The organism is Exiguobacterium sp. E4787, from assembly GCF_018618375.1.
GTDB classification, from domain to species: domain Bacteria; phylum Bacillota; class Bacilli; order Exiguobacteriales; family Exiguobacteriaceae; genus Exiguobacterium; species Exiguobacterium chiriqhucha.
In genome coordinates, this window is the sequence record NZ_JACSLY010000003.1 from 70537 (window position 1) to 92076 (window position 21540).

Genomic DNA, 21540 nt, shown 5'->3' on the forward strand with positions numbered 1-21540 from the left:
TTATATTTCACTTTTATTACGAAGAAGGGGTGGGAAACCTTATACGGCTCCCCACCCCTTTATGTTTCAACATTTTTTCACTTTTCTTTTTTCGAAACATAGTTGTAATAATAGATGAAAATAGGAAGTCATTGACCTTATATTGAAAAAGTATAATCCAGCTATTTTTCTAAGTCTAACCATTTCCAAAAAACGTAAAAAGGGCCTATTTAGTCTACCGCTCTAGGCGAGAAGGCTAAACAGGCCAATTGTTCGTTGGTGTGGAGACAAGGGGTCTCACACTCCAAATGATACATGAGGACTATTAATCAGGCGTTAACGTTTGATTACAGTTTGAGCGCCCCGAGGATGACGAACACCCAGGCTGCGATAAATAAAACGCCACCAATCGGTGTAACCGCTCCGAGCTTCGTGATTCCGGTCAGCGCCATTACGTAAAGGCTACCTGAGAAGAAGATGATTCCGGCGAACATGAGCCAACCTGCCGTGCTAAACTGGCTGATGCTCACTTTCATCAAGATGCTGGCCAAAGCGATAATCCCGATGGCATGAATCATATGGTAGAGCACGCCTGTCTGCCAGTTCGCGAGCATGTTCGGTGTCAGACGTTCTTTCAAGGCGTGGGCCCCGAACGCACCGAACGCGACGCCGAGTGCCATCAAAGCAGCGCCGATGATGAGCAATACTTTCATACTAATTTCCCCCTTATCGCACTTTGCGTGCAGGTAAATTCCACTTTCGATAGTAGGATATCACTCGAAGCGTCGCCACGACAATTAATAACGCATACACCGCAAGCCCACCTTCAAGCCTGAAATAATACGTGACGACCGCGATGATGATGGCCCAAATTGCATATACTTCCGATTGTAAGACGATCGGCTTACGGCCGGCCAATAAATCACGGACGACACCCCCACCGACACCTGTCAAGACGGCAGCCGCAATCGCTGCCGATAATGGTAAATCGAGCTTGATGGCGACTTGTGCGCCTTGAAATGCGAAGGCGACGAGCCCGATGGCATCGACGATAACGCCCCAGCGTTCCCAATGGGGCAAGACGACGCTCGGTAGCAGGAAGATGAGCAACGCGACAAGAAAACAAAGGATGAAGAGATCATTTTGTTGCCAAATCAAGCTGACGGGGTTGCCGAGCAAGACGTTTCGAATTGCTCCGCCGCCGAAGGCTGTCGTAAAGGCGAGCAACCACACCCCAAAAATATCATATTTTTCGTCCATCGCGATGATGGCGCCGCTCGCCGCGAACGCGATCGTCCCGACGACGTTGAGTAATTCCCACTCCATAAACATCCCTTGCCCTTTCTTGAAAGCATTCTGTGGTAAAGTTAAGATACAAAAAATCAGACCAGTCGAGCGACTGCTTGTAAAGGATGTCGGTACTTTATGAAACGAATCGCCTTGTTCCGCATATGGATTATCGTCACAATGTTCGCCCGATTCATCATTAAAATTTACGCCTTCTCACGCAAACAGCAGCAAGGTCTCGCGTCGACCGAAGAATACGAGACACTCATGTTGAATCTCGCCCGCGAGTATAAGCGAAATGCGCTCCGACTCGAGGGGCTGCTAATAAAGCTTGGCCAATTCTTATCAATTCGAGCCGACTTGTTGCCCCCGTCCGTTTTAAACGAATTGTCGGAGCTCGTCGATCGCGTTCCGACTTCAGGCTGGGACAAATCCCGCGCCATCTTGGAAGCAGAATGGGGCGTCCCTTACACACAAGTCGTAAAAGACGTCGGCATCGATGCCGTCGCCTCCGCTTCGATTGGGGAAGTATACGGCGCGACCCTGCTTGAGACCGGGAAGCGTGTCGCTCTGAAAATCCAGCGTCCGGACATCGAAAAAATCATTCGGACCGACTTTAAAGCGATGCGAATCGTCACGACGATGCTCAAGCGGACCTCGCTGGCAAAATCGACCGACTTAGATAGCTTATATCGCCAAATGATTTTTGTCATCGGGGATGAATTAAATTTCCAAACTGAATTAAAAAATGCCCTATATTTCAAAGCGAAGTACGCCGAAAATCCGGACGTCTACATACCGGACTATTATGATCATCTCTGTTCAAACCGAGTGTTGACGATGGATTGGGTCGATGCGCGTCGCATCACCGATCTCGCGTTCTTGAAAGAAAATAACATCGATCGCTCCGCCCTGGCCGAACGCTTATTCACGATGGCGGCCGAGCAGCTGTTGTTCGGCGGGAAATTTCACGCCGATCCACACCCGGGTAACGTGCAAATCCGGGCCGATGGCACAATCATCCTGCTCGATTTCGGAATGGTCGGCTCGACGACACCACAAGATATGGCGACCATCCGTAAAATCCTGCAGGCGTTCATCTCGCTCGATTATGACGGGGTCGTCGACGGTCTCGAAGACTTGCGCTTCTTGTTGCCGACGGCGAACAAGCACAACATCCGCCAGGCGCTCGAGAAAGCGGTCACGTTCTATTTAGAGACCGATATCGATACGGTCGACACGAAATTGATTGAAAAAGTGTTGCAGGACATCCAGTTGCTCGTCAAGAACGAGCCGATTCAATTGCCAGCCGAGTTCGCGTTCTTCGGTCGAGCCGCCTCGACCTTGCTCGGGATTTTACAAATCCTTGATTCGAAAATCGATTTGTTTACGCTCGGTAAACCGATTGTCATTCAATGGCTCGAGGCAGACGGCACGACAATTCAAAACCGTTACGTCATGACGGCACTCAATTACGGTAAAAAGTTGCTGAACGTCCCGCCGCTCCTCGATAACTATTTAAAAGAACCGACCCGGAAGCGCCTGTCTGAACAAGCGATGTTCCAACGTGAGCTTGAGTCGAAAGAACTGCTCCATCGTCAAACATTCAACGCCGGCTTGATTATCCTCGGCCTTGTCGTCGGGCTTTTCGGCTATCTCCGACCGGATGAGTGGCTGTTCTGGTCAGGTGGCGTCGTCTCGGTCATCGCTTATTTCAACTCAAGACGCCTCGGTCGAAAGATTCGTCATTTGGCCCGCCAAGATTTCCGCGTCTGAACCCGTCACTCTCTGGAGTGGCGGTTTTTTTCTGGAGCCACGTCCCGATATAAGCGGCGACTTGCTGCAAATCCCGTTCAGTCGTCCATCCCATCGTCGCGACTTGGAGACAGTTCGCGCGCCGCAAATAAACGCTCTCGTACTGGACTTGATAGCCATGAAACGCCAATTGATGCCCTAGCTCAATCGAAGATAGTGTGTCTGGCAGCGTGAGCGAAAAAATGCCCGGCGCTTGGTCGTCTCCGAGTTCAACCGGTATACCGCGGCGCACCAGTTCATGCACGAATACATCGAGTTTCGATTGATGTGTCGCAATCTCTGCATCTGTCAACTCGCTCAAAGCGATGTCCATCGCTTGAATGAGCGGAACCGATTGCGTGAAGGCGATTGGGTCATAGCTAGCCAAGTCTAAATACCGTGGAATCATTGGGTTCGGGACGGCTCGATCTCGCATGGCGATAAACGCCAACCCTGGTGCATTCCGTAACGCTTTCCCCGAGACAAACGTCACCAGATGCGCGAACGAATAGTCGGTCACTTTCGTCCCGACCGCACTGATGGCATCAATCGCAATCTTCGTGGGATACATTTGTGCGTACTGACGCAACTGGTCTAAATTAACCAGCTTGCCTGTAGACGTCTCACAATGGACCGTCCAAATCCAATTTGGTGCATGCTGTCCGATTCGCTTTAAATCGAGACGACACCCAGCCGAAAGCGGGATGACATCAAATTCAAGACCAGCCCGGTTGGCATGGTCAATCAACCGCCGTCCGAACTCCCCTGTGTCGATGATTACGCCACGTCCGCTTAACTGTGCGGCGACGGCATCGTTCGCAATCGTCCCGCTGCCGAGTAATGTGTAGACATGAGGCAACTTGACGAGATGGCTCAGCCTCGACTGGACCGAATGGAGCAAACGGCTGGCCTCGGCCGACCGATGTGATACCGGCTGAGCGGCAAGCGCGGCGCGCACTTGATTCGACAGTTCGACGGGCCCGGCGAGGAGTAGCTTTGGTCGCAACGTTGGAGCGGTCTCTGACTGCATGAACCCAGAGCGCGTCAACTGCATCGGCACGTATAACGCCTCCGCCGTCCCGACCGGTTCTGCGAACGGGATAAACCCGAACCGTCGATATAGCTTCTGTTCGCGTACCGTCCCGCTGATGACGATTCCTTCTACGCCCCGGTCTGTCGCTTCCATAAGCATCGCTCGCATAAGTCCGGCAAACGTCCTCGTGTTCCGGTAGGCGGGCGTCACAGCCAATAGTCGGACTTCAATCCATTCTCCCGGCGGCAGCGTCACGCCTTTTTGTTCGAGCGAGAACGGATGCTTGTCCCGGATGGCACACATGGCGACGAGCTGTCCGTCCGCCAACCCAATCCAATATGTATTTGTGTCATGAAAACGGTCGACGAGAAGTCGTTCCGCGTTTGGATGGTGCTGCGGGATTTCTTCGACGAACGTCTCATAGTTCAGTCGGTGAATCGCCGCGGCATCCTCCGGCGTCGCTCTTCGGAATTCAAGCACGTTGTTTCCCCCTTATGTGGTGATACACGATGAGTAGCATCGTCAAACTGGCCAATCCGACATCTGTTGCGTCCCCCCACGCCGCGAGCGGCAGGAGCACGAGCATGACGAGCCCCGTCTCGCGCGAGTTACGCGTCAGTTTGATCAAAAGTAGCAACAGCAGCAGTCCCCCGATAAACCATAGCGGGCTGTACGCTAATATAATTCCAGAAAACACGGCATACCCCTTCCCCCCGGAGCGAATATGCCAAATCGGATAAATGTGGCCAAGCGTCAAGACGAGCCCAGTCTCAAAAAAGTATGGACCGCTGATTGACAACACGAGTACCGTCTTCAAGACGTCGAATCCGTAAACGAACAAGAAGGCTTGCTTCCCGCCCGTGCGTAACGCATTGCGGGCACCGGTGTTCCCCGAACCGGTCGTAGCGAGATGCTGTCCACTCCACATGCCATACAAGCGCCCGCCCAGGATACTGCCGACAACATAACCTACGATGATGATCCACATGGCGACCCCTCCTCTTTGTAAAATTGTGTATGATTTTTGAAAACGGGTACTTTTACAATGTGACCTAGACGAAAGGGGAAATCAAGATGCGAGTGGAGAACAATTTCATCAATGGAGAATGGATTGATACATCGGACACGATTGAGGTGCGGAACCCCGCCACCGGAAACATCATGGCCACGGTGACAAAGAGTGACACGGCCGAAGCGAAACAGGCTGTCGATGCCGCGCACGACGCCTTGAAGGACTGGCAAGAGAAAACGGCCGAAGAACGTGGCGCCCTCCTGCTTGAATGGAACCGCCTGATTGAAGAACATACGGAAGCCATCGCTCGAACGATGGTCGAAGAGCAAGGCAAGCCTTTGCAAGAAGCCATCGGCGAAGTCCGCTATGCGAACGGCTTCATCGAATGGTACGCCGCCGAAGGACGACGGGTGTACGGCGAGACGATCCCCGCCTCGTCGAACAAGAAGCGCATCTTCGCCATCAAGCAACCGGTCGGCGTCGTCGCCGCCATCACGCCTTGGAATTTCCCGGCGGCGATGATCACCCGAAAGCTCGCACCGGCTCTGGCCGCAGGCTGCACCGTCGTCCTGAAACCGGCATCGGCGACGCCGCTGACGGCCATTGAACTCGTCAAGCTGGCCGAGAAAGCCGGTTTCCCACCCGGTGTCATCAACCTCGTCACCGGGAAAGCGTCTGACATCGTGAATGCGTGGCAACACGATTCCCGTGTCCGCAAGCTGACGTTCACCGGTTCGACCGAGGTCGGCAAGACGCTCATGCGCGGCGCCGCCGATACAATGAAGAAAATCTCGCTCGAGCTCGGTGGTCACGCCCCGCTCATCGTAACGGCGCAGGCAGACCTCGACAAGGCCGTCCCGCAAGCCGTCGCCACGAAATTCCGTAATGGCGGACAGACGTGCGTCTGCGCCAATCGGATTTATGTCGAGCAGTCCATTGTCGATGTGTTCTCTGAAAAGTTCATTGAGGCCGTCGCGGCGCTCGAAGTCGGGAACGGACTCGATGAAGGGACAGACATCGGCCCGCTCATCGACGAGGCTGCGGTCGATAAAGTCATGAAGCACTTGGAAGACGCCCAAATCCGGGGCGGGGAAATCACGGGTGGCGAACAGCTCGACGGATTGTTCGTCCGACCGGCCGTCGTCCGCTATGCGAATGAGGATATGCTATGTATGAACGAGGAGACGTTTGGCCCCGTCGCCCCAATCGCGTCGTTCGATACGCTCGAGGAAGTGATTGAGCGGGCGAACGCGACCCCGTTCGGTCTCGCCGCCTACGTGTTCACACAAGACATCAACGAGTCCCTCTATTTGGCCGAAGCGCTCGAATACGGCATCGTCGGAGTCAATGACGGTCTCCCGTCGACACCGCAAGCACCGTTCGGTGGGTGGAAGCAGAGCGGTCTCGGACGTGAAGGTGGTCACCATGGCATCGAAGAATTTTTGGAAATCAAATATATCTCGCTTGGCCTTTAAAGAAATTCCGGTTGAACGCGATGTTCAACCGGAATTTTTTATGATTCGATATACGTAATCAAGTCGTTCGGCGTCGCAATCACATGATCTGCGAGAGCCCATTCATCCTCGTTTCCAAACCCAAAGCCAGTCAAGACGACCGGGAAGTCATGGGCCCGAGCCGCTTCGACATCCGATTTCCGGTCCCCGACCATCACATAGTCGTTCTCGCCGTGACGGAGGCGATGCGCCGTCAAAATGTCGGCTTTTTTCTCACCACTTACGGATTCGAGGCATTCTGGCGCCGTCATGAACTGGCGAATGTTTTGCGAGTCAAGAATCAGGTTCAAATAATGGACGCCGCAGTTGCTCGCGGTCGTCAACGTATGCCCTTTTTTATGAAGCGCCTCGAGCATCTCATAGATGCCGTCGAACAAGACGAGCTGTCCTTCCATCGCCCGCTCGAGCGTCTCATGCCGCAACTTGCGGATTTGGCGAATCTCTTCAATCGTCGCTTCCGGGATGACATGTTCCCAAAATGCGTTGCCGGCCAACCCGTAACCGGAACGGACCGCATCCTCACTCGGTTTCGGTAAATGCGGAAGTTGCTCCAACGCCTCGTGAATCGCTTGCGTCATCGGTCCGGTCGTGTCGACGAGCGTCCCATCGATATCAAATAAAATGACTGCCATTGTCTGGTCCCCTCTCTCTTTCCTATGTTCCTACCGTAGCAGATTCCCCTGAAAATCGAAAGCGGAAACGTCACTAGGCATAAAGTCTGGTGCTTACAAGTGGTCCCATCTTTTTTTACAGATTCTAAAAAAAAGGGAAATGGAACAATTACATTTGTTTTTTATAGTGAGGACTGTAGTGATTACATATGCAGGAGGCAGACAAATGAGCAAACAAAAATGGATGATCGCGACGCTCGCTTTCGGCTTAACGGCCGGCGCGGTCGTTGGCGGAAGCGGGATTCAACCAGAAGCTGGCGCGAACGCCAAACATAACCAGAAGCAAGTGAAAAATGTGATTTTTATGATTCCGGACGGATACTCCGCATCTTACGCCACCAACTATCGATGGTATGCGGACGAGGAAGAGACTACACTCGATCAACATTTGACCGGGATGATGCGGACGTATTCCGCGAACTCGAAAGTGACCGATTCGGCAGCCGCCGGGACAGCGATGGCGACCGGCGTGAAGACGAACAACGGCACAATCAGCATGGACCCGAACGGCAAGGAACTGACGTCAGTGCTCGAAAAAGCGAATCAGATCGGAAAAGCGACCGGACTCGTAGCCACGTCGACCATCACCCATGCGACGCCGGCCGTTTTCGCCTCACACGTCGCGTCGCGCGCGAGCGAGGCCGAGATCGCCAAACAATATATGGATGAGCTCGAGGTGGACGTCTTGCTCGGTGGCGGTCAAAACTATTTCACTACTGAACAAGAAGGCGGCTTGCAAAAAGAAGATTTGATTGCTCGAGCGGAGGCAGCTGGGTATACGTATGCAACGAATGCAGACGAGCTTGAAACTGCGAACGCTTCGAAGTTGCTCGGTCTGTTCGCACCAGAGGCGATGGCACCAGAACTCGACCGTGAGATGACCGAGGAGCCGAGCCTTGCCGAGATGACCACGGCCGCTTTGACATCCCTTAACCAAGACAAAGATGGCTTCTTTCTAATGGTTGAGGGCAGTCAAATCGATTGGGCCGGTCACGCCCACGATGCCGCTTGGGCGATGAAAGATTCTGAAGCATTCCATGACGCTTTCCAGAAAGCCATCCAATTCGCCATGAAGGACAAACAGACACTTGTCGTCGTCGCAGGCGATCACGATACGGGAGGCATGTCGGTCGGGGGTTATAATGAGTACGTGGCCAAACCAGAAGTGCTTCGTTCGGTCACGGCTACGGGCGATTTTATGGTCGATTCGTTTGATGAGTCGCTGACGAATGTTCGGGACGTCGTCGAACGATATACGTCACTCACGCTGACGGAAGCAGAAGTGAAGGCAATCCAAGCGGCCGAATCGCCAAAACGCACGCTCGTACTGAATGAAATCATTAGCAAACGCGCTTACGTTGGTTGGACGACGTCACAACACACGGGTGTGGACGTCCCACTGTATGCCTATGGTCCTCAGCACGACCGCTTCACTGGCGTTCTGGATAACACTGACGTGCCGAAGCAAATTATGCAGGCCCTCAAACTGAAATGATGTGGATGCGTACCAAAAAAACAGCTCTAGTTGAACATATTGTTCGGCTAGAGCTGTTCTCATTATCCACGCCAGAAATTCATACCACCTTTGACCGAATAGACGTCCGTATAACCTGCGCTCTTCAACATGGCGGCGGCTCGTTGGCTTCGCATCCCGCTCTGACAGATGACATAGACCGGACGGGCTTGATCTTTTGGATACTGGGCACTCGCATTGCCGAAGCCAGAGAGTGGCACGTTCTTCGCTTGCTTGATATGCCCACCTCGGTATTCGTGCGGTTCTCGGACGTCGAGCAATTGAATGTTCCGCTCTTCCGCGATTTTCCGTTTCAACTCATCGGTCGACACCGTGTTGACGCTCTTTCGCTTCTTCCACCAAAAATAAATCAATCCGATCACTACTGCAACAAACAAGAAATCAAGCATAGTCACGCCTCCGTTGGGTGTATTTTAGTTAATCTCATTATACCCCCTATGGTATACAAGTCAACGCGAACGCCTCACAAAAAAAGCTGTGCCTCAGGGCACAGCTTAAAAGTCGAGCAATGAATCGGTTTTCGGTTTGTTCTCTTCTTCAAGCGGAATTCCAAGGAACGCCGCCATCTGACGATCGAGCGGCGGCTTAGACTCGACCGGTTGGGCCACGGGAACCGCAGCTTGTTGCGTCGGAGCCGAATCAGCGAGCAGTAGCTCGCAATACCCCATCAGCTTGGCCAAATGGCGCTTCTGCGTCTCTCCGCTCGACTGTTCGATTTGTGTCATCACTTGCTTCATCTGCAGGATGACCTGTTGTTCCGTAATCATCTATCGCACACATCCTTTACCGTTCCATTCTGAAGCAAACGAGGGGCTGGCCGCAAGTCCGATGCTCGTTCAGACGTGAGTCTCCGCGCGCGTCGTGAGCCATGTCTGGAATGCTTCAAAATCAAACCGGACTTGATTGGCGTAAAATTGAGACCACCTTGTGATTTGACGGATGAATAGCGGGCGTGACACGCCGATGGCCGCCGCGATGCGTTCACTCGCCTCATAATCAAGCACGTTCGCATCCGCGTCGGCCCGGGCATGGATCTTGGCGGTGATTTCCGCCTGCACTTTCAACGTCTCGATGAGCGATTCCTCATTCTTGATGTGCTTCGCTTTCACTTTTCGCTTATACGGTGACCGCTGACGGACGTAGTATTCATTCCCATCAATCGTCAAATAGCCGAGATACGGGTCACGACTGTGCACCATGGCACGCTGGGCCGCGATGACGCGGGCTCCTTGATGCGATAGTCCGTCCTCAAACAATGGATGCGTCGGTAAGAAGAGAGATGGGACGGCCGATTGGGCTTGTTTCATTTCCAGGATGATATCCTCGTCATGTTCCTCGTCCGCGCCTTCAATCAAAATATAATAGCGTTCGAGCCCAATCGAAGCGGTGCCACTCTCACGTTTAATGGCAATATCTTTAATCTCGTAATGGTCGGCGTGATGGCGATGTTTCTCCGATAACGACGACAAATAGTCCGGCCATGCCTGCTTGATTTGCTTCTCCGTCTTCGGACTGACCGGAACGAGGTCGTCACTCGTCGCAAAGTAGCGCTCCTCGTCCCGCACTTCCGTCCGCTCGGCCATGAACGCGTCTTTCTTCTTCTCGGCCTTTTTAATCACTTTCTTGATTGCTTTGCACGTGTTCGCTTTCGTGAACTGGACTTCCTCGTCTTTCCCGTTCGCGTAGCGCTCGATTGCGCGTGCATACGTGTCAGCATATGTCTCGATGGCACGAGTCGCGTCAAAACCTGACTCGGCGGCAAACAAGTCAACTGAGATGGCCATGCGCAGGACGTCAAACAAATAAGAGCCGAGATACGCCTCATCAAAATCGTTCACATCGTAAATGATTGTCCCGGCGCCATCTTCGAACACACCGAAATTCTCAAAATGGAGATCTCCTTGAATGAACGTCGGATGGGACGCATCCGTATCGAACGCGAGCGGCACTTTCGCAAAGTCGTAATAGAACAAGTGCGAACTCCCACGGAAAAACGAGAACGGCGTCGCGCTCATCTTGTTATACTTCTCATCTCTGGCGGTTTCCGATAGATTCCGAATCGATTTGTCGTAATAGTCCAATACGGTCGCGAGCGTCTCACGACGGATCTGTTGTTTGACGGATGTGAACATGGCCTTCTCTCCTTCACGCATCGAATAAGTGCTTGTACTCTCCATAACCTGCAGACTCAAGTTCTTCTTTTGGAATGAAACGGAGCGCTGCCGAGTTGATGCAGTAGCGCAAGCCACCCAGCTCTTTCGGACCGTCATCGAACAAGTGGCCGAGGTGGCTGTCGGCTCCCTTCGAACGAACCTCCGTCCGGACCATATGGTGCGTCGTGTCCATGTTCATGTCGATGCGCTTCTCTTCGATTGGACGCGCGAAGCTCGGCCAACCGCAATTCGATTGGAATTTATCGCGCGACGTGAAGAGCGGTGTCCCATCGATGACATCGACATACAGCCCTTCACGCTCCTCATCCCAATATTCGTTTTGGAACGGAGGCTCGGTGCCGTTCTCTTGCGTGACTTTATATTGCATCGGCGTCAGACGATCTTTCAATTCTTTCTGAATCTTCTTGTCACTCCACGCTTCTTTCACGAACTTGGCCCGGCCAGAACCGACCCGGTACATCTCATAACGGAATGGGTTTTTCTTGTAATAGTCCTGATGGTAGTCTTCTGCTTCCCAGAACGTCTTCGCTGGGCGAATCTCCACTTCGATTGGTCGATCGAAGCGGCCTGAGTCTTCGATTTCTTGTTTTGATCGTTCAGCCGCCGCACGCTGTTCTTCTGAATGATAGAAAATCGCCGGTCGATACGATTCACCCCGATCGTTGAACTGTCCGCCACCATCGGTCGGGTCGATTTGACGCCAATAGATGCGCAACAGTTCCTCGTACGAGATGACTTCCGGATCGAACGTGACCTCGATTGCCTCTAGGTGACCTGTCGTCTCTGAACAGACTTGTTGGTAGGTCGGGTTGTCGACATGTCCGCCCGTATAGCCGGAAATGACGCGCTCGACCCCCTCATATTTATGAAACGGTTTGACCATACACCAAAAACAGCCTCCCGCAAATGTAGCTTTTGCCATAATAAATCCCTCCTTACTATGTAGTGTACCCAAAAAATCTCATCGACAACAAAAAACGAGAACCGCAAACGTGTTCTCGTTAATCTTCTTCGACCCGATTCATATGACGCATCACTAAAAATAAGATGACGCCGACAATAGCCGCCCCGAGAACAGTCAATGCCAGGTTGCCTCGAGCCGATAATGTATAAAAAATGGCTAATCCGATCAAGATGAGCGCGATCGGAATGAAGGCTCGTTTGAAATGATCCCAATACCGCACGGACAGTCCCCCTTTTCTCTCTATCATACCAAACTTATTTGTTAAGATAGAGTGGAAGATGATGTTCCATTTTAAAGGAGACACCTAATATGGAAGTTGAACGATTATGGGCCGAGCGCCCGACACTAATCTGAGAAAACCGGATGAACGAGGGAGATGACGTGTATACCATCGAGATCGTCTTTGCAGTCGATGCCGTGCTCCGACGGTACGTGACCGCCTTGACACATGCAGACGGGACGGAAGTAAACGTGTTAACGGCCGTCCGCGACGTCGTATTGCGTTTAAACGAAATTGATGAAGGACACGACCATTTCATCGAGACGGTAGAGCGTGAGGAATTGTACGACTTCATACAAGCCGGTGCCGTTCTAGCTGGTTATGAGACAACAGAAGACGTGACGGAAGAATGGCGGGAATGGTGAACACATTCTCTTCATTCAAAGAGCGTCAACTTGATTTGAATATGCTAAACTGAAACTAATTATTTCCATTTCACGTTAGGGGATGCGTTCATGCTCACAATCATCAACTCATTTTTTCTGAATCTGTGTATCCTGTTCACGTTATTCACGATTTCGTTTCTCCCTTTCCGCAACCGTCCACGACTCACACCGAAATCGCCGTTGAAAGGCAGAATCCTGCTCGGCGTTCAAACCGGGGTCGTCGCCTTGATTTTACTGGCGAACGCACTGCCGCTTGAAGGTATCCTGATTGATTTGCGCTCCATACCAATCTCACTTGCCGTCCTGTTCGGTGGATGGGTCAGCGGAACGGTCGCAGCCGTCATCTTTTTGACCGCCCGATTTTTGATGGTCACCGATGGCGCATATATCGGTTTTTATTTGGCCGTCTTGACGATGATCGGGCTCGTCCTTCCTATTAGTCTATTGCGACTCAAACTCGATAATACTCGCAATACGCTACTCATTTTCACGACAATCAGTGTCGCTGTTTTCGGTGCCGCCATCTATTACGCGTTACCGCTTCAATTGTTCTATCCCGTTATCTTTGCCTACGTCGTGATGGCATACGGCGGTGCCTATGCAGCTTACCGGTTACTTCAAGAACTGCGCCGTCACTTTGAGAACGTCCAGCATCAGCAACAACTTGCCCGGACGGACGCACTGACCGGCATCGCCAACCGGCGTCTATTAAATGAAGCCATGGCCAACTTGAACGTCGAGGCGAAAGAGTACGCACTCATTCTCGTCGATATCGATCACTTCAAGCGCGTGAATGACACGTATGGCCATGACGTCGGCGACGACGTCCTACGTGAGCTCGGTATGTTGCTCGTCGCCGAGAGCGAAGAGCGTCATCTCGTCGGCCGCTTCGGTGGAGAAGAATTTTTAATCATCATGCCGAACGCCAAAAAAGCCGAAGTGAGCTGTCTGGCCGAATCTATACGAGAAAAAGTCTCGACGTTCCCGTTCGAGACGAGCGCCGGGACGTTACATATCACGGTCTCGCTCGGCGCCTGCCATTTGAACGACATCGAAGTCGACAGCGTGTTGAAGCATGCCGACGAAGCGTTATATCACGCTAAGGAATCCGGTCGAAATCGCTTCATCTTGGCATCGTAATCGGCGCAACGTTCGCAACAGATTGCGGTTTTACGCAGTTTTCCCGCTTTACTTTCAACTAGTGAATCGGTACACTAGGCTAGACTTTGATTCGATGATTCTTACAGTTGATCATAGATTTGGACAGAAAAAGGGGAAACACATTTCATGACAGTATTGTTATCACTATTTGGTTTGATGTTTGTGGGATCGTTCATCCTCGACTATCAACGTGGCAAGACGTTCCGCCAGTCACTCTTCGGGGGAGTCGACACGATGAAACGAAACTTGTTGATCTTTTTACGTACGTCACTCTCGATGATGATTTTCATCGGCCCGCTCTTGTTCATCTCGATGTTTGCGTTCTCGAAGCTCGTCTCTTTCGAAACGGTCGCTGCGTTCATGATTTCCGTGCTCAGCATCGGGTTTGCGGAACGTATCATCGGGATGATTGTCGCACCGCTCGTGCGGACGTTCTGGCATCAGCACGGCAAGTTGATGCCGCTCTATCTCGACGCCGGCCTCTACATCTTCTTGCTGTCGATTCTCATCCTCGAGTTCTTGATGAACATTCCAGGTGTTGAACTCGGCGCATCAGCCATCGCTGTATTTTATGCGTTCGCGCTCTTCTATATCCGCTATTTGTTCAGCTTGATTCGCTTCACGTTCCGCAAGGGCGTGCCATCAAGCTGACGATTGACCGCAACCCGGACCGGTTGCGGTTTTTTTATCTCATTTTCTAATTGACAATGAGAATCGTTATCATCTATACTCAAGATGTAGCTCCCAAAAGCTTGACGTAACCGTTCCCCAAACCATTACGTCACGTGGATTCCCCTCCACGACACTCTTTTTGAAAGCAATGCGACAACCCCCATTTGTTGCACCCAAATTTGCCATCCAAAAAACGAGCGGCTCTCCGACGGAGCCGCTCGTTTTTTCATGCGAAAATATCTTGCTCGATTTGTTTCAATCCATAGAATACACCGCGGGACTGCATCAGTTCATCATACGTTCCTGTCTCTACGATGCGACCACCTTCCATGACGATGATGTGATCGAAGCGCTCGAGCCCGGTCAGACGATGGCTGACCATGACGAGTGTCGATGACTCGGCACGGCGGAAGACTTCGGCGAACACGTCCGCCTCGGTCCGCGCATCGAGGGCCGACGTCGCTTCATCGAGAATCCAGAGCACCCCGTTCTTCAAGAGCGCCCGGGCAATGGCGAGCCGTTGCCGTTCCCCGCCCGACAAGTTCGCCCCTTTCTCAAGGACAGGCTCATCAAGCGAGAAACCGAGCCGGACGCTCGCGAGCGCCGCTTCCATCTCAGCGTCGGTGAACTCTCCGGCTAGCGCCAAGTTCTCCCGTACCGTCCCGAAAAAGAAGTGGTTCTCTTGAAGGACGACGCTGGCTTCACGCCAGACCGATGCTTGGGTCACATCGTCCAACCGTTGCCCATTCAATCGGATCTCACCGGAATCGGGTCTGACGAAAGCGAGCAACAGTTGCAGGAGCGTCGATTTCCCTGAGCCGCTCGGCCCGACGATGACCGTCTTCGTCCCGCTTCGTAACGTCACATCCACGTCGCTCAGGACGTCTCGGTACGTATCCGGATAGCGATAGGTCACGCGCTCAAACGATACGTCCGGAGCGGATTCGAGTACCATGTCCGTCCGGGCGACTTCGGCCGCGACGATTGCTTCACTCGGCTCGACGACTTCGAGCAGTCGATCGGCCGCTTGCTTGCTGTCGGCAAAGTGGCCTGGGAAGACCGCCATCGGTGTCGCGTTCTCAAACGCGGTGAGCGACATCATAATGAGCATGGCCAAAAATAGGCCGTTTAACTCGCCGTCGACAACGAGATACGCCCCGATAGCAAGAACACCCCACGAGACGAGTAGGGATGCCGCCACGACGAGTGACGAGTTGAAGAACTGATTCGTCACATCCCGTTTCTGTGCTTCGGCGTAACGGTCACTCTGTTCGAGCAGCTCGCCGCGTGTCCGTCCAAGTTGATGATGAAGCAACAAATCGCGATATCCGTACATCATCTCTGTCATCCCACTCGACAGGTCACCCCGTAAAGCGCGAAGCTCGCGGTCGTGCTTGGCACGGATTCGGGCGAAGAACGCCGGAATCAAAAAACCGGTCACGAACACACCGAACAAAATCCAGAGGCTGACCCACATCGAGAAGTACGTGACGAAGAAAATCGTGCTCAAGAAGACGAGCACCAAGATAATCGGCGGATAGAATACCCGTAAAAAGTAGTTTTGCAAGCTCTCGACGTCACCGACGACGCGAGCAAGCAAATCTCCACTCCGATACTTGGCAAAGATGCTCGGCACAAGCGGTTCAAGCTGGCGGTAAAACCGGACCCGCAACTCGCTCAAAATCGTGAACGTCGCCCGGTGCGAGGCAAGGCGCTCTTGATAACGCGCACTCGCCCGAATCACACCGAACAATTTAATCAAGACGACAGGTACCATGAGCGCATAGAGCGGCGGTATGAGGCCGGCCCGTGAGACAAGATAACCGCTCGCCGCGAACAAGGCGACGGCCGCGATGCCGGCCACGTACCCAAAGAAGATCGAGAGGACGATATCTTTCTTCTCTCGCATCATCCATTTCGTGATCGTCCAAAGTGAATTCATCCTCTCACCCCTTTCTGTAGCGTGAACAAGTCAGCGTATTGCGGAACGCTGAGCAGTTCGTCATGCGTGCCTTGGGCGAGTAGCTTTCCATCGTCCATGAACCAAATCGCATCTGCCTGCTTAATTGTATGCAACCGATGCGCGACCGTGACGAGCGTCGCCTCACGCGACAACTCCTCAATCGAACGCCGAACGATTTGCTCCGTCACTAAATCGAGCCCTGTCGTCGGTTCATCAAACAAGATGATGCCGGGACGTTTCAAGAAGGCACGGGCCAAGGCGAGTCGTTGTCGTTCGCCTCCGGACAATCCATAACCGCCTTCACCGAGCTCGGTATGAATGCCGTTCGGCAATTGCGCGATGACATCGTTCAGTCCGGCTGCATTCGCGGCTTCAAGGATTTTTATCTCGTCGGCTGTTTCCCCGAGGGCGATATTATCAGCGACGGTACCGGCGAACAAATACGGATTTTGTGAGATGTACCCGATTGTGTCATACCATGACGAATCGGTGTATGTCTCGAGTGGTTCTCCGTCGACGAGGACACGTCCACTGTCCGGTTTGACGAGTCCGGACAACACGTTCAAAACGGTCGTCTTGCCAGATCCACTCGCCCCGACGAGCGCCACATGAGCGCCAGTAGGAATCATACCGCTCAATGGGTCCAGCGTGAAGCGTCCACCTTCATAGGCGAACGAGACGGCGTCGAGCTCGAGGTCGGGCGTCCGGCTCGTCAACATACGGTCGCCCCAGGTCAAACGTTCATCCGGTGCGTCGAGCGCCTCGAAAATACGATCGGCCGCCCCCATGCTACCGCGTCCGGTGTGGAACGCACCTCCGAGGTCTTTAATCGCCAAATAGTATTCCGGGGCCAATACGAGAATCAAAAAGCCAGAGAAGAACGTCAAGTTCTCCCAGACGACCATTTGGAGCGCCACTTCGAGTGCCACGACGCCCGTGCTGAGCATCGAAATGAACTCGAGCATGAGACCCGACAGGAACGCCGTCTTCAAGACGACCATCGTTGCGTCGCGGAAATCGAGACTACTCTTTTCAATCGCTTGCGCCTCGCGCTCGGTCCGACCGTATAGTTTCAACGTCGTCAATCCTTGCAAGACGTCCAAAAACTTGCCAGAGAACTGATTCATTTTCTCCATCTGCTGTTCCGACTTCTTCTGCGTCGCAATCCCGATGATGATAAAAAAGATTGGAATGAACGGTGCCGTCACCATCATGATGACGCCCGAGATCCAATGTTGACTGAAGACGACGACGAGAATGAGTAGCGGAATAATCGACGTTTGAATGACTTGCGGCCAATATTGACTGAAGTAGGCATCGACCTCGTCGACCGCGTCCATGAACACGCTCACCTTTTTACCGGATTGACCGGATAGTGACGTCTCAATCGGATTCGACGTATAACGGTCGAGCAGTTGCAAGCGGAGTGTTCGTTTCGCTTTCTCCGATAGACTCGCCCCAATCCTCCCCGACATATAGCCGAAACCAGCTCGTGTGACGAGTGCGAGGATGAGCCAGCCGAGCGTCGGAACGATGCTTTCAAACGATGCATTTTTTAAAAAGACTTGATCGACAATGTCGACAATTAAATAAGCTTGAGCCAAAATCGATAATCCAATCATCACTGCCGCGATGACGAGTCCGACGATATGACGTTTTTCTGCTAAAGCGAGAGCTTGCAGTCGTTTCACTGCGTTCATCCTTTCTATCAGTAAGGAAACTTTTCTTTGTGAGGATTCTCACTAATTATACCTGATGCACCCTTTCAAGGCGAACGCTTCGCTTAGCTAGACATGCAAAAAACGCCACGTTCCATACGCGGCGCCATCAAAGCGATTGTTCGAAATATTCAGGATGCCCGATGATCAATTGACGCGCATCGAATTGGAGCACGTCTTCTTTTCGCAAGCGCGATAAGATGTGCGACACGGTCTCTCGTGACGTGCCCGACAACCGCGAAATCTCCACCGTCGTGAAGGGGCAACGGACACGGACGCCCATCGCTTCCGGCTCCCCTAGGTCTTCAATCAAGTAATGAATCGTATTGAGCACCCGGTCGGTCGCACTTGGCGTGATGATGTCTTGGACACGGCGCTCGTGCAAGTCGAGAATCCGATTCATCTGTCCGACGATATGGAGCAACATCGAGGCGTTCCGCGAGACGAGCTGTTCGAAACGATCGGTCGGCATGTAGATGACCTCGATATCGGTCAACGCCTCGGCTGAATGTTGATAATACGGTTCCGTCATCAAACCGCGATACGGGAACAGTTGCTTCGGCTTCAAATAGTCCGCATATTGGTGGGTCGCCGTCTCGTTGCAACGCTCGAGCTTCACATACCCACTAATCAAGAAATAGACCCGTTCCCGGGGATCGCCTTCCATGAACAAGAGCTGACCTTTCCGATACACGCGGCAATACACATGCGGCAACAGCGCCTCGAGCTCTCGTGTGGCAGATTTAGCGAACACATCAAGCTGTCTCAACTCGTCTACCGTCCATTTTGGTTTCATGTCGCATCCTCCAATCCGTCTTGCCTCTCTTTTTTAGTATAAAACACCCCTTTTGTGAAAGCGCTTACAAAATCCGACGATTTTCTGACAAAAAAAAGAAGGGCATGATTGCCCTTTTCCGTCACAACAAATTATTCAGTCGAGCATCAATTCCATGATTGCGTCTTGCAGGTCGCGATCGAGTTCGAGCGCGTGTAAATCGAACAGCCATGCCTCAAGCCGTGTCTTCGCGGCGGCTGAGCGGTACAACCGATCTTTCAAATCGTATGAGATCTCGGCACGGTCCAAGAAACGATACAGCCGATCAAGACGATGGTCGTTCGCCGTCACGTCGACCGGGAGCTCGACGGTCAGCTCGTCCGTGATTGGACCGAGCTCAAGGCGTAGCGTCTGTGTCTCCCGTTTATATTCGCCGGATCCCGTCACTCCTCGAAGGAGCAGTGTGACGTTCCGTTCATCCGGCAACACCGACCGATCCCCCGTCACCTGGATATGAAGGCTTCGTTCCTCCCAATCGAGCGTGAACGTCGTCTCGGCGTAGGCTCCTGTCTCATAGTCGCGGTCCGTCCCATTGTCTTCGTAGAGCGTGAACGTGTTCGAGGCGCCCGGGAAGATGAGCACTTCCAAATCGGCCGGATTGTCGGTGTCGTTTCGACCCGAATGATGCGGTGCCATCGGGATGATGGCACCCGCTTTAGCGAACACCGCCTGCTCCTCGAGCCCGCGGAACACGCGAACCGATTTGTCCCCGCTGTAGCGATGACCCGTGAAAAAGTCGAACCAGTCGCCTTTCGGTAGCCAGACGTTCGTCGCCGCCACGTGTAGCTGTCGGTTCATTGGTTCGACAATCGGGGACACGATGAGTTCACTTCCGAAGTAATACTCATTCGGCACCTCATATGCCGCGTCTTCATCCGGATGCTCATAATACATCGGTAAAACGAGCGGCAAAGCACCGGCATGGTTGCGCCAGTTCATCGTATAGATATATGGAATCAATTGATGACGCAGACGCAGGAACGTCTTCATCGACCGCTCCGCCTCGAGACCGAAGCGCCACGGTTCCTTACCATTGAACGTGCTGAACGTTGAATGCAGCCGCATAATCGGGCTAAACACTCCGAACGCGACCCAGCGCGCGGCAAGCTCGTCGTCTTTCGACCCGCGGTAATGGCCGCCGATGTCATGGCTCCACCAGCCATAACCGATATTAGTCGCCGTCGCTGTAAAGTACGGTTGGAACGCCAGTGACGCCCACGAAATCAATGTGTCCCCCGAGAATCCGATTGGATAGCGATGACTGCCCGGCCCCGCATAACGGGAGAAGATGAGCGGACGATTGCCATCCCGGGCGATGTCGGCCGCGTGATAGTGATTCAACATCCAGAGCGGATCGAGCCCCTCCATTTTAGAGGTCGAGCCTTGTTGCCAGTCAATCCACCAAAAATCGACGCCATCGACTTCATGCGGATGATGCATCTGCTCGAAATAAGCTTGAATGAAACGTTTATCGGAGAAGTCGAACGGGATGCGGTCGCCGTGAGATGGATCGAGTCCCATCGCTTCCGCCATCGCCGCGTATTGATCTTCGAACGCCCGTACGCCGTCGGCTGGATGCAAGTTTAACGTGACGAGCAACGCTTCGTCCTTCAGCCACGTCAAGAAGCCTTTCGGGTCCGGAAAGAGGTTCTTATTCCACGAATAGCCCGTCCATCCGCTCCCATATTCCTCAGGGATATCGGTGACATGCCAATCCATGTCGATGACACTGACCGAGAACGGGATGTCTTCTGTCTTGAAACGGCGCATGAGCTCTTTATATTCCGTCTCATCATAACGCCAATAGCGGCTCCACCAGTTGCCGAGTGCTTTTCGCGGCAACAGCGGCGTTGGCCCCGTCAGTTGATAGAAATCACGCAGCGCCCGCTTATATTCATGTCCATAGCCGAAGTAATACAAGTCATGAATGCCTTGGCGTCGCGGTTCGACGAAACGGTCTTCCGTCATGACAAATGAGTTCGAATCATCGATGACGGCGTAGCCTTGCTTCGAGGCGATGCCTTCCTCGAGCTCGGTAGCCCCGTCGACATGGTCGAGCGTCCGGGCCGTTCCTTTCAACGTCCGTTCTGGTCCGTTGAACGTGTAACGGCTATAGTATGTGCTGAAGTTCCCTTTCACATCGATGTAGAGCGTGTTCGGTGCGAACGGTCCTTTCGTGTAATAGAGGTGGACGTGTTCCGTAATGATTTGCAGTTCCGCCTCATCTTCAATCACGCGAAACTCCGGGACTGCGAACGCCCGGTTAAAGACGACTTGGGTCGGCCGGTCCTCGAACACCCCATCTTCCGCGTATTCCATCCGAATCAGTTGGCTCGTCAGTACCGTGAAGCGATAGCAGCTCCCTTGGACGATTGCTCGATCATCTGCCTGCGGTTTCATTTGTTGCGTATAGACGTTCTCCTCTTCAAATAGACGCATAAGCTCGAGCGTTTCCGCTCTTCGTCACTCCCTTTCTAAATTGTGCAAACGTTTACACTCAAAATGATAGCAATGTCTAAATCGACATACAACATCCCTTCCCCATGTCGACGGATAAAAAACG

Annotated in this window: 20 protein-coding genes; 6 read left to right on the forward strand and 14 right to left on the reverse strand. The window is 52.8% G+C overall.

The window, feature by feature from the left end:
• Window positions 1–326 precede the first annotated feature (326 nt).
• Together KNP80_RS05235 and KNP80_RS05240 are read right to left on the reverse strand one after the other, a co-directional pair.
• Window positions 327–692, reverse strand: a complete 366-nt coding sequence (locus KNP80_RS05235) for a DUF423 domain-containing protein (protein ID WP_214719138.1) — start codon at window positions 690–692, stop codon at window positions 327–329.
• Between the two features lie 13 nt (window positions 693–705).
• A complete protein-coding gene (locus tag KNP80_RS05240) occupies window positions 706–1311 on the reverse strand; it encodes a trimeric intracellular cation channel family protein (RefSeq protein ID WP_214719136.1) in 606 nt (201 codons plus the stop codon).
• Window positions 1312–1404: 93 nt separating this feature from the next.
• Between KNP80_RS05240 and KNP80_RS05245 the strand changes: the two genes are divergently transcribed.
• The gene (locus tag KNP80_RS05245) at window positions 1405–3042 is read left to right on the forward strand and encodes an ABC1 kinase family protein (RefSeq protein WP_021065993.1); all 1638 of its coding nucleotides are present in this window, start codon (window positions 1405–1407) and stop codon (window positions 3040–3042) included.
• Here the strand turns inward: KNP80_RS05245 and KNP80_RS05250 are convergent.
• Window positions 2981–4573, reverse strand: coding sequence for a GNAT family N-acetyltransferase (locus KNP80_RS05250; protein WP_214833471.1), 1593 nt, complete (start codon window positions 4571–4573; stop codon window positions 2981–2983). The two genes, KNP80_RS05245 and KNP80_RS05250, sit on opposite strands and share 62 nt — an antisense overlap.
• Window positions 4566–5081, reverse strand: coding sequence for a glycerol-3-phosphate acyltransferase (locus tag KNP80_RS05255; protein ID WP_214834014.1), 516 nt, complete (start codon window positions 5079–5081; stop codon window positions 4566–4568). Before KNP80_RS05255 ends, KNP80_RS05250 begins: the two co-directional genes overlap by 8 nt.
• An 86-nt stretch (window positions 5082–5167) precedes the next feature.
• On the opposite strand from KNP80_RS05255, the gene KNP80_RS05260 reads away from it, so the two are divergent.
• A complete protein-coding gene (locus KNP80_RS05260) occupies window positions 5168–6580 on the forward strand; it encodes an NAD-dependent succinate-semialdehyde dehydrogenase (RefSeq protein WP_214834018.1) in 1413 nt (470 codons plus the stop codon).
• Window positions 6581–6618: 38 nt separating this feature from the next.
• Here the strand turns inward: KNP80_RS05260 and KNP80_RS05265 are convergent, their stop codons facing one another.
• A complete protein-coding gene (locus tag KNP80_RS05265; protein ID WP_021065989.1) occupies window positions 6619–7251 on the reverse strand; it encodes an HAD family hydrolase in 633 nt (210 codons plus the stop codon).
• 205 nt (window positions 7252–7456) lie between these two features.
• Between KNP80_RS05265 and KNP80_RS05270 the strand changes: the two genes are divergently transcribed.
• Entirely contained in the window at window positions 7457–8785 is a 1329-nt protein-coding gene (locus KNP80_RS05270) for an alkaline phosphatase (protein WP_214834021.1), read from the forward strand.
• A 62-nt stretch (window positions 8786–8847) separates the two neighbouring features.
• Here KNP80_RS05270 and KNP80_RS05275 read toward each other — a convergent pair whose 3' ends face one another.
• From KNP80_RS05275 to KNP80_RS05295, 5 genes are all read right to left on the reverse strand, one after another.
• On the reverse strand, window positions 8848–9213 hold the full coding sequence (locus tag KNP80_RS05275; protein ID WP_214834024.1) for a rhodanese-like domain-containing protein: 366 nt from the start codon (window positions 9211–9213) through the stop codon (window positions 8848–8850).
• 105 nt (window positions 9214–9318) lie between these two features.
• The gene (locus KNP80_RS05280) at window positions 9319–9591 is read right to left on the reverse strand and encodes a DUF5327 family protein (RefSeq protein WP_214719126.1); all 273 of its coding nucleotides are present in this window, start codon (window positions 9589–9591) and stop codon (window positions 9319–9321) included.
• Window positions 9592–9660: 69 nt separating this feature from the next.
• Window positions 9661–10956 carry a DUF2252 domain-containing protein gene (locus tag KNP80_RS05285; RefSeq protein ID WP_214834027.1) on the reverse strand — a complete coding sequence of 432 codons (1296 nt, stop codon included), beginning with the start codon at window positions 10954–10956 and terminating at the stop codon, window positions 9661–9663.
• 13 nt (window positions 10957–10969) lie between these two features.
• The gene (gene msrA / locus KNP80_RS05290) at window positions 10970–11920 is read right to left on the reverse strand and encodes a peptide-methionine (S)-S-oxide reductase MsrA (RefSeq protein WP_214719120.1); all 951 of its coding nucleotides are present in this window, start codon (window positions 11918–11920) and stop codon (window positions 10970–10972) included.
• Between the two features lie 79 nt (window positions 11921–11999).
• Window positions 12000–12182, reverse strand: a complete 183-nt coding sequence (locus tag KNP80_RS05295; protein WP_021065984.1) for a hypothetical protein — start codon at window positions 12180–12182, stop codon at window positions 12000–12002.
• Window positions 12183–12343: 161 nt separating this feature from the next.
• Here KNP80_RS05295 and KNP80_RS05300 point away from each other — a divergent pair, with 161 nt between their 5' ends.
• From KNP80_RS05300 to KNP80_RS05310, 3 genes are all read left to right on the forward strand, one after another.
• Complete coding sequence (locus tag KNP80_RS05300) at window positions 12344–12607, forward strand: hypothetical protein (protein ID WP_214834211.1); 264 nt, start codon at window positions 12344–12346, stop codon at window positions 12605–12607.
• 90 nt (window positions 12608–12697) lie between these two features.
• Window positions 12698–13768, forward strand: a complete 1071-nt coding sequence (locus tag KNP80_RS05305; protein WP_214834030.1) for a GGDEF domain-containing protein — start codon at window positions 12698–12700, stop codon at window positions 13766–13768.
• A gap of 147 nt (window positions 13769–13915) precedes the next feature.
• Window positions 13916–14440: a hypothetical protein gene (locus KNP80_RS05310; RefSeq protein WP_214834033.1), complete on the forward strand. Its 525-nt coding sequence runs from the start codon at window positions 13916–13918 to the stop codon at window positions 14438–14440.
• A 247-nt stretch (window positions 14441–14687) separates the two neighbouring features.
• Here the strand turns inward: KNP80_RS05310 and cydC are convergent, their stop codons facing one another.
• The 4 genes from cydC to KNP80_RS05330 all read right to left on the reverse strand — a co-directional run bounded on the left by cydC (window position 14688) and on the right by KNP80_RS05330 (window position 21416).
• Window positions 14688–16403 (reverse strand): thiol reductant ABC exporter subunit CydC, encoded by a 1716-nt coding sequence (gene cydC, locus KNP80_RS05315; protein ID WP_214834036.1) that lies wholly within the window; start codon window positions 16401–16403, stop codon window positions 14688–14690.
• Window positions 16400–18124, reverse strand: a complete 1725-nt coding sequence (gene cydD, locus KNP80_RS05320) for a thiol reductant ABC exporter subunit CydD (protein WP_214833449.1) — start codon at window positions 18122–18124, stop codon at window positions 16400–16402. Before cydD ends, cydC begins: the two co-directional genes overlap by 4 nt.
• Window positions 18125–18251: 127 nt before the next feature.
• On the reverse strand, window positions 18252–18938 hold the full coding sequence (locus tag KNP80_RS05325) for a Crp/Fnr family transcriptional regulator (protein ID WP_214833446.1): 687 nt from the start codon (window positions 18936–18938) through the stop codon (window positions 18252–18254).
• A 135-nt stretch (window positions 18939–19073) separates the two neighbouring features.
• Window positions 19074–21416 (reverse strand): glycoside hydrolase family 31 protein, encoded by a 2343-nt coding sequence (locus KNP80_RS05330; protein WP_214719101.1) that lies wholly within the window; start codon window positions 21414–21416, stop codon window positions 19074–19076.
• Window positions 21417–21540: the final 124 nt, after the last annotated feature.

Bases quoted from the DNA above. Each gene is read 5' to 3' on its own strand.
- KNP80_RS05235 (WP_214719138.1), bottom strand. From the start codon at position 692: ATGAAAGTATTGCTCATCATCGGCGCTGCTTTGATGGCACTCGGCGTC.
- KNP80_RS05275 (WP_214834024.1), bottom strand. From the start codon at position 9,213: ATGCTTGATTTCTTGTTTGTTGCAGTAGTGATCGGATTGATTTATTTT.
- KNP80_RS05325 (WP_214833446.1), bottom strand. From the start codon at position 18,938: ATGAAACCAAAATGGACGGTAGACGAGTTGAGACAGCTTGATGTGTTC.
- KNP80_RS05285 (WP_214834027.1), bottom strand. From the start codon at position 10,956: ATGTTCACATCCGTCAAACAACAGATCCGTCGTGAGACGCTCGCGACC.
- KNP80_RS05265 (WP_021065989.1), bottom strand. From the start codon at position 7,251: ATGGCAGTCATTTTATTTGATATCGATGGGACGCTCGTCGACACGACC.
- KNP80_RS05330 (WP_214719101.1), bottom strand. From the start codon at position 21,416: ATGCGTCTATTTGAAGAGGAGAACGTCTATACGCAACAAATGAAACCG.
- cydC (WP_214834036.1), bottom strand. From the start codon at position 16,403: ATGAATTCACTTTGGACGATCACGAAATGGATGATGCGAGAGAAGAAA.
- KNP80_RS05245 (WP_021065993.1), top strand. From the start codon at position 1,405: ATGAAACGAATCGCCTTGTTCCGCATATGGATTATCGTCACAATGTTC.
- KNP80_RS05270 (WP_214834021.1), top strand. From the start codon at position 7,457: ATGAGCAAACAAAAATGGATGATCGCGACGCTCGCTTTCGGCTTAACG.
- msrA (WP_214719120.1), bottom strand. From the start codon at position 11,920: ATGGCAAAAGCTACATTTGCGGGAGGCTGTTTTTGGTGTATGGTCAAA.
- KNP80_RS05255 (WP_214834014.1), bottom strand. From the start codon at position 5,081: ATGTGGATCATCATCGTAGGTTATGTTGTCGGCAGTATCCTGGGCGGG.
- cydD (WP_214833449.1), bottom strand. From the start codon at position 18,124: ATGAACGCAGTGAAACGACTGCAAGCTCTCGCTTTAGCAGAAAAACGT.
- KNP80_RS05240 (WP_214719136.1), bottom strand. From the start codon at position 1,311: ATGTTTATGGAGTGGGAATTACTCAACGTCGTCGGGACGATCGCGTTC.
- KNP80_RS05260 (WP_214834018.1), top strand. From the start codon at position 5,168: ATGCGAGTGGAGAACAATTTCATCAATGGAGAATGGATTGATACATCG.
- KNP80_RS05280 (WP_214719126.1), bottom strand. From the start codon at position 9,591: ATGATTACGGAACAACAGGTCATCCTGCAGATGAAGCAAGTGATGACA.
- KNP80_RS05310 (WP_214834033.1), top strand. From the start codon at position 13,916: ATGACAGTATTGTTATCACTATTTGGTTTGATGTTTGTGGGATCGTTC.
- KNP80_RS05305 (WP_214834030.1), top strand. From the start codon at position 12,698: ATGCTCACAATCATCAACTCATTTTTTCTGAATCTGTGTATCCTGTTC.